The following is a 14,199-nucleotide window of genomic DNA, read 5'->3' on the forward strand; positions in this document are numbered from 1 at the left end:
TGCGCTGAGGTCGCGGTGCACCGCGACCTCAGCGCACCACTCTCAGCGGGCCGGCCCCCGCGCCGCGCGCGACGCCGAGGCGACGAGGCCCTCGAGGGGCCCGCGCAGCCCGGTGAGCTGCCACAGCCCGCCGACGAGGAGCAGCCCGACGACCTGGGCGGCGTAGAGCGGGCCCTCGGGCGGCGCCGCGCCGCCGCCGTACTCGTAGAGGGCGATGACGGCGAGCGAGAAGACGTGCAGCGAGTAGAGCGTGAGCGTCATCGAGCCCATCGCGGCGAACGGCCACACGACGGGCCGGGCGACACGGGCGACGAGCAGGGCGACGCCGAGCACGGCGAGCGCGCTCCCGGCGACCCCGACCATGTCCGGCGGCGTGCCCGAGTGCGGGGCGTCGACGGCGAGCCACCACCACGACGTCGTCGGCGTCGTCCCGTAGAGGCCCGTCTCGAGTGACGTCGCCAGGTCCTCCCCGGAGAGGGGGAAGCCGAGGGGGACGTCGAGCGAGGGCATGGCGAGCGGTCGCAGGGCGGCGGAGACCGCCCACGCGCCCAGCGCGGCCGCCAGCCCGGCGAGGGCGACGGCGCCCGCGGTGGCCGACCGGCGCAGGTCCAGGCGCCCGACGCCCAGGCCGAGGAGCACGAAGCCCGCCCACGACAGGACGGGGTAGTACCCGGTGAGGAGCAGGTGCCCCAGCAGCAGGCCCGGCTCGGCCAGGGAGACGAACGACGGGCTGCTGCCCGGCGAGAGGGGGAGCGCGCCGCTGCCGACGAGCGCGTCCCGCAGCGGGTGCAGGAGGACGGGGACGACGAGCAGCCAGGCGGCGCCCAGCGGGACGAGGCGGCGCGGCCCCCAGCCGAGGACGGGCAGCACGGCGAGGAAGAGCAGGGCGTAGTTGACGAGGATGACGGCGACGGGCGCGCCGAAGGACCCGACGAGGAGCCCGACGAGCGCCACGACGCCGGCCCGCGCCGCGACCCCCCGGCGCGCCCGCGCCAGGTCGGCGCCCGCGGGCGCCCGCAGGCCGCCGTTCGCCAGCGCCAGGGACACGCCCGCCAGCACGGCGAAGAGCGCGGACGCGCGCCCCGCCGCGACGAGCGCCGTCGCGCTCGGCCCCGTGGAGAAGCCGTCGGCGTCGTAGGTCTCGAGGGACAGGACGTGGGTGGCCACCATGCCGAGCAGGGCGAGGCCGCGGGCGGCGTCGACGCCCACGAGGCGGGAGGGCCCGCGCAGCCGCGCGCCGCGCGACGGCGGGGCGGACGGCGCGGTCACGGGCGCGATGCTCGCACGGGCCGCGGCGCGCGGGGGGCCGGCCCGCCCGCCCGTAGGGTGCCGTCCATGCCCAGCGCCACCCCGAGCAGCCCCGTCCCGACCAGCCCTCCCGGCGTCGAGCCCGGCCCCGGGGCGCCGTCGGCGGGCACCCGGGGCGCGGCGGCGCCCGGCGGGGTGCTGCACCCGGGACGCGCCCCCTTCGCGGCCGTCCTCTTCGACATGGACGGCACGCTCATCGACTCCACGCCGTCGGTGGAGCGCTGCTGGACGCGCTGGGCGGCCGAGATGGGCGTGGACCCCGAGCGCCTGCTCGGCTGGCACGGCGTCCCGGCCCGCGCCATCGTCGCCGCGCTCGTGGCGCCCGAGCGCGTCGCCGAGGGCGTCGCCCTCATCGACCGGCTCGAGGTGGAGGACACCGCCGGGATCCTCCCGCTGCCCGGCGCCGCGGAGGCGCTGGGCCTCCTGCCCGCCGGGCGCGCCGCCGTCGCCACGTCGTGCACGCGCCCCCTGGCGCTGGCCCGCATCGCCGAGGCGGCGCTCGCCGTGCCCGAGGTGGTCGTGACGGCCGACGACGTCGAGCGCGGCAAGCCCGACCCCGAGCCGTTCCTCCTCGCCGCTGAGCGCCTCGGCGTCGACCCGGCCCGGTGTCTCGTCGTCGAGGACGCCCCCGCGGGTCTCGCCGCCGCCCGCGCGGCGGGGTGCGCCACGCTCGCCGTGACGACGACGACGCCCGCCGACGCCCTCGACGCCGACGTCGTCGTCCCCGACCTCGGGCACGTGCGCCTCGTCGTGGACGACGACGGCGTCCGCGTCCTCGCCGCGGGGGAGGAGCGGTGAGCGAGCGGCCCGAGCAGGAGGTCGCCCGCCAGGAGCAGGTGCAGGGCGCCCCGCCCGCGACCCCGTCGGCCCCCGCGGGCGGCGGGAGCGGCGCGGGCGGCGACGCGGTGCCCGAGCCCGTCTTCCGCAGCGACGTCGTCGTCGAGCTCGTGCGCTCCGGCGCGAGCGACGCCGACGTCCTCTTCGCCGCGCGGGTCTCGACGAAGGGCGAGGCGAGCCGCGACGACGTCGGCGCGGACGAGCAGGCGCAGCAGCGCTCCGCGGGGCTCGTCAACTACCTCATGCGGGACCGGCACGGCAGCCCCTTCGAGCACACGTCGATGACCTTCTACGTGCAGGCGCCGATCTTCGTCTTCCGCGAGTTCATGCGGCACCGCATCGCGTCCTACAACGAGGAGAGCGGCCGCTACCGCGAGCTGCGGCCCGTCTTCTACGTGCCGGGCCCGGAGCGCCGGCTCGTGCAGGAGGGCAAGCCGGGCGCCTACCGCTTCACCGCGGGGACGCCCGACCAGCACGCGCTCGTCGACGCCGAGGTCCGCGCCGCGAGCACCCGTGCCTACGAGGCCTACCGGGCCATGCTCGACGCCGGCGTCGCCCGCGAGGTCGCCCGCGTCGTCCTGCCGGTCACCACGTACTCGTCGATGTACGTGACGATGAACGCGCGCGCCCTCATGAACTTCCTCAGCCTGCGCACGCAGCGCGAGGGCTCGACCTTCCCCTCCTTCCCCCAGCGCGAGATCGAGATGTGCGCCGAGGCGATGGAGGAGGTGTGGAAGGACCTCATGCCCCTCACCCACGCCGCCTTCGAGCGCAACGGTCGCGTCGCCCCCTGAGCAGCGGCACCCGGCACGAGACCGACCGACGGCGACCGGACGAGGGGACCGGGCGACGAGGCGACGCCCACGCCGGCGGTCGGGCCGGGTGGAGGGGCGGCACGTCAGCCGAGCGTCCCCAGCGCCCGGAGGGTCGCCGGGGGCGCGGAGGCAGTGCCGCCCCTCCAGCCGGCGCGGCCGCGCCCGACCACGAGGAACGGGACCACCGGTGCGGCCCCCTGACCGCGCACCGGACGCCGCGGACGGGCTGTCGGACGGGGCGCCTACCCTGACGGCCGTGAGCACCGCACCCGCCACCCGCCTCGAGGTCCCCGGCGGCGCCGGGGACGACGTCCCCGGCCCGGCCCCGCGCTCGGCGGGGGGCCTCGACGCCCACCGCGACCTGCCGCGGGTCCAGCAGCCGGCGTGGCCGGACGCGGGAGCCCTGGAGAGCGCGGTGGCCGAGCTGTCCGCGCTGCCGCCGCTCGTCTTCGCGGGCGAGGTCGACCGCCTGCGCGGCCGGCTGGCGGAGGCGGCGCAGGGGCGGGCGTTCCTGCTCCAGGGCGGCGACTGCGCCGAGACCTTCGCGGACGCGACGGCCGACGCCATCCGGCGCCGGGTCAAGACGGTCCTGCAGATGGCCGTCGTGCTCACCTACGGCGCGAGCCTGCCGGTCGTGAAGATGGGCCGGATGGCGGGGCAGTTCGCCAAGCCGCGCAGCAGCGACAGCGAGACGCGCGACGGCGTCACGCTGCCGGCCTACCGGGGGGACGCGGTCAACGGCTTCGCGTTCACCGAGGAGGCGCGCACGCCCGACCCGCAGCGGCTCGTCAAGGCCTACCACACGGCCGCGAGCACGCTGAACCTCATCCGAGCCTTCACCTCGGGCGGCTTCGCCGACCTGCGGCAGGTGCACGAGTGGAACCGGGGCTTCGTCGGCAACAGCGCCACGTCGGCGTACGCCGACCTGGCCGGCGAGATCGACCGCGCCATGGCCTTCATGGCGGCGTGCGGCGCCGACTTCGACGCGCTCCGCTCGACGGAGATGTTCTCCAGCCACGAGGCGCTGCTCCTCGACTACGAGCGGGCGCTCACGCGGATCGACTCCCGGACGCAGCTGCCCTACGACGTGTCGGCGCACTTCCTGTGGATCGGGGAGCGCACGCGCCAGGTGGACGGCGCCCACGTCGACCTGCTGTCGCGGGTGCGCAACCCCATCGGCGTGAAGCTGGGCCCGACGACGACGCCGGAGGACGCCCTCGCCCTGGCCGACACGCTCGACCCGGAGCACGAGCCCGGTCGCCTCACCTTCGTCACGCGCATGGGCGCGGGGCGCATCCGCGAGGCGCTGCCGCCGCTCCTGCGGGCGGTGGCGGACGCCGGGCGGACGCCGCTGTGGATCTGCGACCCCATGCACGGCAACACCTTCACCACGGCCTCGGGCGTGAAGACCCGCCGCTTCGACGAGGTCGTCGACGAGGTGCGCGGCTTCTTCGAGGCGCACCGGGAGGCGGGCACCGTGCCCGGCGGCCTGCACATCGAGCTCACGGGCGACGACGTCACGGAGGTGCTCGGCGGCGTGGAGGACATCGACGACGCCGCGCTCGCGACGCGCTACGAGACGCTGTGCGACCCGCGGCTGAACCACCAGCAGTCGCTCGAGCTGGCGTTCCTGGCCGCCGACATGCTGCGGGGCCGATGAGCGTGGCGGTCACCGCGCCCGCTCCGTCGGCGTCCGGGACGGCGCCCGGCGCCGGGGCGGCCGTCGACCTCCGCTCCGACACGGTCACGCGGCCGACGGCCGCCATGCGGCGGGCGATGGCGGAGGCGCCCGTCGGGGACGACGTCTACGGGGAGGACCCGACGACCACCGCGCTGGAGCAGCGGGTGGCCGAGCTCCTCGGTCACGAGGCCGGGCTGCTGACGCCGAGCGGGTCGATGGCCAACGTCCTCGGCGTGCGGCTGCTCGTGGAGCCGGGCCAGGAGCTGCTGTGCGACAGCCTCGCGCACGTCGTGCGCGCCGAGATGGGCGCGCACGGGGCGCTCGGCGGCGTCACGACCCGCACGTGGCCCTCGGCGTCGCGGCCCGGCGCCCCGGTGGGCCTCGTCGACCCGGACGTCGTCGAGGCGCTCATGACGCCGGACGCCGGTCCCTACCTCGTCTCGACGGCGGCGGTCGCCGTCGAGAACACGCACAACTTCGGCGGCGGCACGGTCACGCCGCTGCCGGTGCTCCAGGACCTGCGCGAGCGCACGCGGGCGGCCGGTGTGGCGGTGCACCTCGACGGCGCGCGGCTGTGGAACGCCGTCGTGGCGGAGGGCACGGGCCTCGCCGGGCTCGCCGCCCACGGCGCCTGCGCCGACACGGTCTCCGTCTGCCTGTCCAAGGGGCTGGGGGCGCCCGTCGGCTCGGTGCTCGTCGGCAGCGCCGAGCGCGTCGAGCGGGCACGGGTGCTGCGCAAGCGGCTCGGCGGCGGCATGCGCCAGACGGGGGTGCTCGCGGCCGCGGGGCTGCACGCCCTCGACCACCACGTCGACCGGCTGGCGGAGGACCACCGGCGCGCCCGCGAGCTCGCCGCGGCGTGCGCCGCCGCGCGGCCGGGGTGCGTGGACCCGGCGGCGGTGCGCAGCAACATCGTGGTCCTCGACGTCCCGGGCGCGCCCGCGGTGGCCGCCGCCGCGGCGGGGCGGGGCGTGCGCACCTCCGCGCTGGGCCCGCGGGTGCTGCGGCTGGTCACCCACCTCGACGTCGACGACGACGGCGCGCGCCGGGCGGCCGGGGTGCTGCACGAGCTGCTGGCCGCCCTGCCCGACGGCGGTGAGGCGTCGGGGGCGCCCGGTGAGCCGCGGGAGCACCGGCAGCCGTGATCCGGGGCACGGGGGAGCCGTCGGAGGAGGGTCGGCCGGAGGAGCAGCCGGACCCCCTCGCCGGTGCGGCCGGCGCACCGCTCGCGGCCTACGTGGCGCCGCGGGTGCTGCCCCCGGGGCAGCAGGCCCTGCCCGACCTGCCGGTCATGCACTACGGGCGGGTGCCCCGCTTCCGCCCCGAGCGGTGGAGCCTCGTCGTCGAGGGCGCCACGCGGGACGGGGAGCGCCACCAGCTCGACTACGAGGAGTTCGGCGGGCTGCCCCGGGCGCGCGTGCGCTCGGACCTGCACTGTGCGGCGCGGTGGAGCGTGCTCGACAACGAGTGGGAGGGCGTCCCGGCCCGCGAGCTCGTCGAGCGCCACCCGCCGGCGGACGACGTCGTCGCCGCGCTCGTCTACGCCGAGTACGGCTACTCGGCCACGGTGCGCATCGAGGACCTCACCTCGCCCCGGACCCTGCTGGCCACCCACCGGGGCGGGCAGCCGCTGACGCCCGAGCACGGGTTCCCGGTCCGCCTCGTGCTGCCGCACCTGTACTCGTGGAAGGGCCCCAAGTGGTTCCGCGGCTGGGAGTACCTCACCGAGGTCAAGCGGGGCTTCTGGGAGGAGCGCGGGTACCACGCCGTCGGGGACTGCTGGCGCCAGGAGCGCTACGCCTACCAGGAGGACGAGGCGCCCGGCCGCGGCTGACCCGCCCCGCCGTCGGAGCCCGGCCCGCGCGGGGAGGAGCGCTCAGACGACGGTGAGGGTGATCGTCGTGCCCGGTCGGGCGCGCGTGCCGCCCTCGACGCTCTGGTCGCGGACCGTGCCGAAGAAGCCGCCGAGGACGCGCTCCTCCTCCACGACGAAGCCGGCGGCCTCGAGCTGCTCGCGGGCCGGGTCGAGCTGCTGCCCGACGACGTCGGGGACGTCGACGAGCTCGGGCCCGAGGGACACGACGAGCGCGACGTCGTCTCCGGCGAAGAGGGTCCCGTCCTCCGGGTCCTGGCGCAGCACCTGCCCCGCCGGCACGTCGTCGCTGTTCTCCTCGGAGACGACGGGCTCCAGGCCGGCGTCGCTGACGGCGGAGACGGCGTCCTCGCGGGAGCGGCCGACGACCCGCGGCACGTCGAGCGGCTGGCGCCCGAGCGAGCGCACGACCTCGACCACCTCCCCGCGGCGCAGCTCCTGGCCGGCGGCCGGCTGCTGGCTGAGGACGGCGCCCTCGGCCACCTCCTCGTCGTAGAGGGGCTGTCCCTCCCGCAGGACGAGCCCGAGCCCCTCGAGCTCGGCGCGCGCGCTCTCGACGGTGTCGCCCGCCAGGTCCGGGACGGCCGAGAACTCCGCACCGCGGGAGACGAAGAGGCGGACGACCTCGTCGGGCCGCGCGTCCTCGCCGGCCGCCGGGCTGCTGCCGATGACCCTCCCCGCCGCGACGGCGTCGTCGAAGCGCTCGGAGACCGTGGCGCGCAGCCCGACGTCGGACAGCGCCTGCTGGGCGGCGTCGGCGTCCAGGCCGACGGTGGCGGGGGTCGGCACGGCGGCGCCCGGGCCGAGCAGTGCCCACCACGCGCCGACGGCCAGGGCCGCGGCCACGAGGACGGCCAGCACCGCGGCGAGGACCCGCCCGCGCCGGCGGCGCCCCCGACCGTCCGCCTCCCCGTCGCCGGTCCCCACCGCGCCGCCGCTCCCGCGGGGGAGCACCGCGGTGGCCCACGGCGGTGCGCCGGCCCCCGCACCGGCACCCGTGACGTCGACCGCCGGCGGCCCCAGCGGCACGGGCGCGGCGACGTCGTGGTGAACGGGCAGGGCCGTCGTCGTGCCCGCACCCGGGGCCAGGGCGCCGAGGCCCGCGCCGCGCTCGGGGGCGCGGCCCGTGCGCCGCGGCGGGGCGTCCTGCACGGCGTCGGGCAGGTCCCGGCGCAGCGCCCGCACCTCGTGGACGAGCTCGCGGGCGTCGGAGGGGCGGTCGGCCGGGTCGCGGGCGGTCATCCACAGGACGAGGTCGTCGAGCTCGGGGGGCACGGTGGCGACGAGCTCGCTGGGCGCGGGCACGTCGCGCGTGACGTGCTGGTGGGCGACCTGGACCGCCACCTCGCCGGTGAAGGGCTGCGCCCCCGTGAGCATCTCGAAGAGGGTGATGCCCGCGGCGTAGACGTCGGCGCGCGCGTCGGCGGTGCCGTGGAGGACGAGCTCCGGCGCCAGGTAGGCCACGGTCCCCATGAGGACGCCGGTCGTGGCCCCCGTCGTCTGGGTGCTCGCGGCGCGGGCGAGCCCGAAGTCGGCCACCTTGACGCGCCCGTCGTCGGTGAGCAGGACGTTCTCGGGCTTGACGTCGCGGTGGACCACCCCGGCGCGGTGGGCGGCGGCGAGCGCCTCGAGGACGGGCTCGAGGACGGCGAGGGCGGCTCCCGCGCTGAGCAGCCCCTCGGCGGCCAGCAGGTCGCGGAGCGTGGTGCCGGGCACGTGCTCGAGCACGAGGTAGACGGCGCCGTGGGCCAGCCGGTCGTCGCGGCCCTGGTCGTGGACGGCGACGACGCTGGGCGAGGAGACGCGGGCCGCGGAGACCGCCTCCCGGTGGAAGCGGGCCACGAAGTCGGGGTCCTGCGCCAGGTGCGGGTGCATGACCTTGAGCGCGACGTCGCGGTCGAGGCGGGTGTCCGTGGCGAGGTAGACCGTCGCCATCCCGCCGCGGGCGATGCGGCGGACGACGGCGTACCGGCCGTCGACGGAGGCGCCGACGAGGGGGTCCGGGACGCCCTCCGCCCCTGCTGCCGCCATGCGCCGATCCTAGGGAGGGGCGTCCGGTGGCCCGGTGCGCCCCGCCGGGCGGCGCGCGCACCGGGCCGCACCGGGCAGGGCCGGGCCGGGCCGGTCCGGGGCGGGCCGGTCCGGGGCGGGACCGTCCCGGCGCCGGCCGGCCCGGCGCACGGGACCGCGGCCGGCCCCGTGCGCCGGCGGGTCAGCGGTACTGGCGCATGAGCGTCTGGACGCTGGCGACGTAGCGCCGGGTGTCGGCGTACATGCCGCGGCTGCGCACCGAGGCGAGGCCCTGGTAGTACCCGCCGATGGCGCTCGCCTGGTCGGGGGCGCTGCGGACGAGGGAGCGGAGGATGACGACGCCGGCCGTGACGTTGTCCTGGGGGTCGAGCAGGTCGATGTCCTGGCCCGAGAGGTCGGCCGCCCAGCGACCGGAGGACGGGATGACCTGCATGACCCCGACGGCGTTGGCGGGGGAGACGGCCCGCATGTTGAAGCCCGACTCCTGGAAGGCCACGGCCTGGGCGAGCGCCGGGTCCACGCCCCACCGCAGCGCCGTGTCCCGCACCATGCGGCGCATCTCGTCCCGGCCGGGCACGGAGCGGGCCAGGAGGGCGTCGCGGTTGGCCGTCGCCGCCTGCGTCGTCGAGCCGGGGTAGGAGCGGCCGAGGAACGTCGACGGCACGGGCGTGCTCGTGCTCGGCGCGCTCGCGCTGCCCGCGCCCGGCACCGACAGGCGCTGGCCGACGCGGATGAGGCCGTCGGCCCCGACGCCCGGGTTGACCTGGCGCAGCGCGGCGACGGTGGTGCCGTGGCGGCGGGCGATGGTGCTGAGGCTGTCGCCGGACCGGACGACGTAGCTGCCGGGCTGGCCCGGCGCCGCGGGCGTCGGCGCGGCCTTCGGCGGGGTGGCCGCCGCCGCGCCGCCCAGGCGCAGGACCTGGCCCTCGCGGATGGAGGCGCGGGCGTCGAGGCCGTTGGCGGCGATGATGTCGCGCTGGCTGGTGCCGGTGCGGGCGGCGATGCCGCTGACGGTGTCGCCGCGGCGCACGGTGTAGGTGGCGCCGCCGGCCTTCGCCGGAGCGGGCGCGGCCTTCGCCGGGGCCGGGGCGGCCGCACCGCCGCCGAGGCGCAGGACCTGGCCCTCGCGGATGGAGGCGCGGGCGTCGAGGCCGTTGGCGGCGATGATGTCGCGCTGGGGGGTGCCGGTGCGGGCGGCGATGCCGCTGACGGTGTCGCCGCGGCGCACGGTGTAGTTGGCGCCGCCGGCGCGCGCGGGGGCGGGCGCGGCCTTCGCCGCGGCGGGGGCCGCGGGGGCGCCGCCGAGGCGCAGGACCTGGCCCTCGCGGATGGAGGCGCGGGCGTCGAGGCCGTTGGCGGCGATGATGTCGCGCTGGGGGGTGCCGGTGCGGGCGGCGATGCCGCTGACGGTGTCGCCGGAGCGGACGACGTAGGTCCCGCCCGGCGACGCGGCGGCGGCGACCGCGCGGTCCAGGCGCAGGACCTGGCCGACGCGGATCGTCGCGCGCGCGTCGAGGCCGTTGGCGGCGACGACCTCCGCCTGCGTGAGGCCGCTGCTGCGGGCGATGGCGCTCACGGTGTCGCCCGGGCGCACCACGTGCGTCCGCGCCGTCGCCGCGGCGACCACCGCGACCGGGGCTGCCAGCTGGACCTCGCCCTGCGGCGCGGCCGGGGCCCGGCGGGGCGCGGTCGGGGACGACGTGCGCGCGCCGCGCTGCTCCGCGGCCGCGTCGTCCGCCGTCTCGGGGGTGCCCTGCGGCCCGGCCGCCTGCGCCGCCGCGGGCAGCAGGCCGCTCGCGCCGAGCGCGGCCGCGAGGGCGAGGGAGAGGTGGCGACGACGCCGCGGGCGGCCCGGGGCGGCCCGCCCGGTCGTCGGACGCCCGCTGGTCGACGGGCCGGTACCCGTCGGGAGGCTGCTCGTGGGGAGGGGGGCGTCGGTGCCGGCGTGGGCCAGCGCGGGGGGCGTCGACATGGCGTCCTTCGCGGTCGGTCGGCGGTGGGTCGTCGGGGACGTGCCCGGGTCGGCGGGCGTCCCGGCGAGGCCGTGTGACACCTGTGACGAACGGGACTCGTGTGACTCGTGATGCTGCTGTGACGGAACGTACCCGAGGAGTCGCGGATCACGGAGAGTTACACCGGTGGAACTCCTCCCGGAGGGTGACGGGGCCCCGGCGACCTCGGAGCAGGCGCCCTCGAGGGGCTGGTTGACGGCTCGACGCCGGACGTCGCGGGGCCGGTGCGAGATCCCGGGGCGCCGCGGAGTGCCGGGCGGCACGGCGTGGCAGGCTCGGGCGGGTGAGCACGGCACCCGGCGCCCCAGACGACCGCCCCACCACCGCACCCTCCGCCGACGACGCCTCCGACGGGGGTTCCGGCACGGCGCGCCCGACGACGGCGGAGGGCTCCGCCCTCGCCGACCTCGAGGGGCTCGTGGGGGAGTGGTGGACGCTCGCCGAGGTCGCCGAGCACCTCGACCTGTCGGTCTCCCAGGTGCGCCGGCTCGTCGCCGACCGCGACCTCGTCGCCGTCCGCCGCGGAAAGCCCCGCGCCGACTGCGTGCCGCGGGCGCTCGCCGACCCCGAGCCGCTGCGGCGCCTGCGGGGCACGGCCGTGCTGCTGGCGGACGCCGGCTACTCCGACGCCGAGGCGCTGCGGTGGCTCTTCACGCCCGACCCGTCGCTGCCGGGGACCCCGGTCGAGGCGCTGAGGGCCGAGCACCGCACCACGGAGGTGCGCCGCCGGGCGCAGGCGCTGGCCTTCTGACCCGCCCGGGAGCGACGTCCCCCCGTGTCGGACGGGCGATGTGTGGCCATGTCGCCCTCCAGACCGGAGACGGCGCTCAGGGGGACATGGCCGCACGTCGCCCTACCGGCGGCGGCTGAGGGGCGACATGGCCACACGTCGCCCTACCGGCGGCGGCTGAGGGGCGACATGGCCACACGTCGCCCCAGAGGGGCGACGTCAGGGACGGCGCCAGGCGCGCTCGTCGCGGCGCGAGCGGCGGGCCCGCGCCAGCGCGGGCAGGGCCACGCGCAGGCGCCGCGGGGCGGGCACGGAGACCCGCTGGTGGAGCACGCGGAGGTCGGCGTCCTCGACGGCGCCGAGGATGCCGCCGTAGAGCTCGTCGGCGCAGGCGATGGCGTCGCGGCTCGTCGGGTGGAGCATCCCGATGCCGGGGCGCGCGCGGGCGTAGAGCTCGCGCGTGCGGGCCACCTCGAGCTCGAGCAGCGTGCGCACGCCGGGCGTGAGCGACGCCGACCGGCGGCAGTGCCACAGCTCGTCGCGGTCGACGCCGCAGGCGTCGAGGTCCTCCTGCGGCAGGTAGACGCGCCCGCGCTCGAGGTCCTCGCCCACGTCGCGGATGAAGTTCGACATCTGGAAGGCCTCGCCGAGGGTCCGCGCGCAGCGGGCCGCCGGCTCCTCGAGCCCGGGCAGGGGCTCGAGGACGGGCAGCATCTGCAGGCCGATGACGGCGGCGGAGCCGTGCATGTAGTGCACGAGGTCGGCCCAGGTCGGGTAGCCCGTCTCGGTGATGTCCATGCGCATGGACTCGAGGAAGGCGCGCACGTGCTCGCGGGGGATCGCCCAGCGCTCCATCGTCAGCGCCATGGCGCGGCTGACGGCGTCGGGGGCCGTGCCGCCCGCGCGGGCGCCGTCGAGGCCGCGCCAGAACTCCTCCTCGAAGCGCACGAGCGCCGCCGGGTCGGGCGAGGTCAGGCTGTCGACGAACTCGTCGGCGTAGCGGGCGAAGCCGTACAGCGCCCACACCCAGGGCCGCTTGGCGGGCGGCAGCAGCGCCGTCGCCAGGTAGTAGGTGCGCCCGTGCTCGGCGTGCAGGCGCCGGCACTCCTGGAAGTCGGCGCGCAGGCCGGGGTCGGCGATGCCGGCCGCGTCGAGCGAGCGCTCGCCGAGGCGGTAGCGCCCGGGCGCTGGGGTGCGCACCGCGGCCGCGGTCGGGGCGCTCACCGGTAGGCCCGCGAGCGGTAGCCGGGCACCTTGCCGGTGATGCGCTCGGCCGCCAGGCGCCCCGAGACGAGCACCATCGGCACGCCGACGCCGGGCTGCGTGCCCGAGCCGGTGAGGACGACGTTCTCGCCCCAGAGGTTGCCCGGGCGGAACGGCCCGGTCTGGCTGAAGGCGTGCGACGCCGCGAAGGGCGCGCCCGCCTCCATGCCGCGGCGCTGCCAGTCCAGCGGCGTCGTCACGTGCTCGACCTCGATGCCGTCGGCGAAGCCGGGGAAGCCGCGCGCCTCCATCGTGCGGAGCACGTGCTCGCGGTAGTGGGGGCCGATGCGCTCCCAGTCGAGGTCGGGCGCGCTCTGCAGGTTCGGCGTCGGGAAGAGCACGTAGTAGGTGTGCCGCCCCTCGGGCGCCGCCGTGGGGTCCGAGAGCGACGGCGTCGAGATGAGCACGCTGGGGTCGCTCATGAGGCGTCCGCCGGTCAGCTCCGCGAAGACCTCCTCCCACGCGTGGCCGAAGGAGATCGTGTGGTGCGCCGCGCCCGGGTAGTGCGCCGTCGAGCCCGCGAGCATGAGGTAGCACGACGGCGAGTACGTCATCCGCCGCGAGGCCCGGCTCTCGACGCCGAGCAGGTCGCGGTAGGCCACCGGCAGGTCGGGGTTGAGGACGACGGCGTCGCACGCTATGCGCTCGCCGTCCTCCGTGATGACGGCGCTCGCGCGCCCGCCGCTGTGCTCGACGGAGGCGACCGGGGTGCTGTAGCGGACGTCGACGCCGTGGGCCTCCAGCGCCGCGGCCATGGCCTCCGGCACCGCCGCCACGCCGCCCTTCGGGAAGAAGACGCCCGCGACCGAGTCCATGTAGGCGATGACCGCGTAGAGCGCGAGGGCGTCGTAGGGCGACAGGCCGGCGTAGAGCGCCTGGAAGGAGAAGGCGCGCTGGGTGCGGGGGTCGCGCAGGTACTTCTCGACGCGCGGGGCCAGCTTGCCGAAGCCGCCGAGGGCGGCGAGCCGGGCCAGGTCGGGGGTGACCAGGTCCAGGGGCGTGTCGATGTTCGTGTCGATGAAGTCGCGCATCTCCGCGCGGTAGAGCTTCGAGACGTAGTCGACGTACCGCAGGTAGCCGCGCGCCTCCTCGTGGCCGATGACGCGCTCGACCTCGGCGGCCATGGCCCCGGGGTCGGAGTGGACGTCCATGGAGGAGCCGTCGGCGAACTGCGCCCGGTAGAGCGGCGAGACGGGCTCGAGGGTCAGCCAGTCCGCCATGTCCTCGCCGAGGGCGTCGAAGCAGTCGGCGATGAGGTCGGGCATCGTCAGGACGGTCGGGCCGGGGTCGAACCGGTAGGTGCCCGTCGGCCCGGCCAGCTCCAGGCGCCCCGCGCGGCCGCCGGGGACGGCCTCGCGCTCGAGCAGCGTGACGCGGCGCCCCGCGCCGGCGAGGCGCATCGCCGCGGACAGGCCCGCGAGGCCGGCGCCGACGACGACCACGTGGTCGCTCGGGCCGGACGTCGTGCGCAGGCGCCCGGGGGCCGCGGCCTGCGCGGCCCAGCGGGCCCAGCGGCGCGAGCGGGTGGTCAGGTCGCCGGTGCGGCCGGAGCCGGTCAGGAGCGGGCTCATGAGGTGTCCTCGCGTCGGTGCTCGTCGTGCTCGGGGGGCCGGGGGCTCGGGCCGGGGGTCGCGCGGTCCAGGTGTCGT

The 14,199-nt window shown here is 77.7% G+C and carries 11 protein-coding genes; 6 read left to right on the forward strand and 5 right to left on the reverse strand.

Annotated features, from left to right (window positions below; translation table 11 throughout):
- Window positions 1-42: 42 nt before the first annotated feature.
- Window positions 43-1,269 carry a heparan-alpha-glucosaminide N-acetyltransferase domain-containing protein gene (locus tag Q0789_RS08380; protein ID WP_298804133.1) on the reverse strand — a complete coding sequence of 409 codons (1,227 nt, stop codon included), beginning with the start codon at window positions 1,267-1,269 and terminating at the stop codon, window positions 43-45.
- A gap of 66 nt (window positions 1,270-1,335) precedes the next feature.
- On the opposite strand from Q0789_RS08380, the gene Q0789_RS08385 reads away from it, so the two are divergent.
- The 5 genes from Q0789_RS08385 to Q0789_RS08405 all read left to right on the forward strand — a co-directional run bounded on the left by Q0789_RS08385 (window position 1,336) and on the right by Q0789_RS08405 (window position 6,475).
- On the forward strand, window positions 1,336-2,106 hold the full coding sequence (locus Q0789_RS08385; RefSeq protein WP_298804135.1) for an HAD-IA family hydrolase: 771 nt from the start codon (window positions 1,336-1,338) through the stop codon (window positions 2,104-2,106).
- A gap of 107 nt (window positions 2,107-2,213) precedes the next feature.
- On the forward strand, window positions 2,214-2,939 hold the full coding sequence (gene thyX, locus Q0789_RS08390) for an FAD-dependent thymidylate synthase (RefSeq protein ID WP_366917689.1): 726 nt from the start codon (window positions 2,214-2,216) through the stop codon (window positions 2,937-2,939).
- Window positions 2,940-3,216: 277 nt separating this feature from the next.
- A complete protein-coding gene (locus Q0789_RS08395; RefSeq protein ID WP_298804138.1) occupies window positions 3,217-4,620 on the forward strand; it encodes a class II 3-deoxy-7-phosphoheptulonate synthase in 1,404 nt (467 codons plus the stop codon).
- 104 nt (window positions 4,621-4,724) lie between these two features.
- A complete protein-coding gene (locus Q0789_RS08400) occupies window positions 4,725-5,786 on the forward strand; it encodes a threonine aldolase family protein (protein ID WP_366917690.1) in 1,062 nt (353 codons plus the stop codon).
- Complete coding sequence (locus Q0789_RS08405) at window positions 5,783-6,475, forward strand: molybdopterin-dependent oxidoreductase (RefSeq protein WP_298804142.1); 693 nt, start codon at window positions 5,783-5,785, stop codon at window positions 6,473-6,475. Before Q0789_RS08400 ends, Q0789_RS08405 begins: the two co-directional genes overlap by 4 nt.
- A 42-nt stretch (window positions 6,476-6,517) precedes the next feature.
- Here Q0789_RS08405 and pknB read toward each other — a convergent pair whose 3' ends face one another.
- Window positions 6,518-8,545, reverse strand: a complete 2,028-nt coding sequence (pknB, locus tag Q0789_RS08410; protein WP_298804145.1) for a Stk1 family PASTA domain-containing Ser/Thr kinase — start codon at window positions 8,543-8,545, stop codon at window positions 6,518-6,520.
- A 181-nt stretch (window positions 8,546-8,726) separates the two neighbouring features.
- Complete coding sequence (locus tag Q0789_RS08415; protein WP_298804146.1) at window positions 8,727-10,517, reverse strand: LysM peptidoglycan-binding domain-containing protein; 1,791 nt, start codon at window positions 10,515-10,517, stop codon at window positions 8,727-8,729.
- Window positions 10,518-10,975: 458 nt separating this feature from the next.
- Here Q0789_RS08415 and Q0789_RS08420 point away from each other — a divergent pair, with 458 nt between their 5' ends.
- Entirely contained in the window at window positions 10,976-11,308 is a 333-nt protein-coding gene (locus Q0789_RS08420; RefSeq protein WP_171203303.1) for a helix-turn-helix domain-containing protein, read from the forward strand.
- A 198-nt stretch (window positions 11,309-11,506) separates the two neighbouring features.
- On the opposite strand, the gene Q0789_RS08425 is transcribed toward Q0789_RS08420, so the two are convergent.
- Entirely contained in the window at window positions 11,507-12,511 is a 1,005-nt protein-coding gene (locus Q0789_RS08425) for a phytoene/squalene synthase family protein (protein ID WP_298804151.1), read from the reverse strand.
- A complete protein-coding gene (gene crtI, locus Q0789_RS08430) occupies window positions 12,508-14,121 on the reverse strand; it encodes a phytoene desaturase family protein (protein WP_298804152.1) in 1,614 nt (537 codons plus the stop codon). The genes Q0789_RS08425 and crtI overlap by 4 nt, the downstream gene beginning before the upstream one ends.
- Window positions 14,122-14,199: the final 78 nt, after the last annotated feature.

The sequence above is a fragment of the uncultured Pseudokineococcus sp. genome, assembly GCF_947499845.1.
GTDB lineage: Bacteria > Actinomycetota > Actinomycetes > Actinomycetales > Quadrisphaeraceae > Pseudokineococcus.

Excerpts from the sequence above, each read along its gene's own strand:
- Q0789_RS08385 (WP_298804135.1), top strand. The coding sequence starts at position 1,336 with ATGCCCAGCGCCACCCCGAGCAGCCCCGTCCCGACCAGCCCTCCCGGC.
- Q0789_RS08400 (WP_366917690.1), top strand. The coding sequence starts at position 4,725 with ATGCGGCGGGCGATGGCGGAGGCGCCCGTCGGGGACGACGTCTACGGG.
- pknB (WP_298804145.1), bottom strand. The coding sequence starts at position 8,545 with ATGGCGGCAGCAGGGGCGGAGGGCGTCCCGGACCCCCTCGTCGGCGCC.
- Q0789_RS08415 (WP_298804146.1), bottom strand. The coding sequence starts at position 10,517 with ATGTCGACGCCCCCCGCGCTGGCCCACGCCGGCACCGACGCCCCCCTC.
- crtI (WP_298804152.1), bottom strand. The coding sequence starts at position 14,121 with ATGAGCCCGCTCCTGACCGGCTCCGGCCGCACCGGCGACCTGACCACC.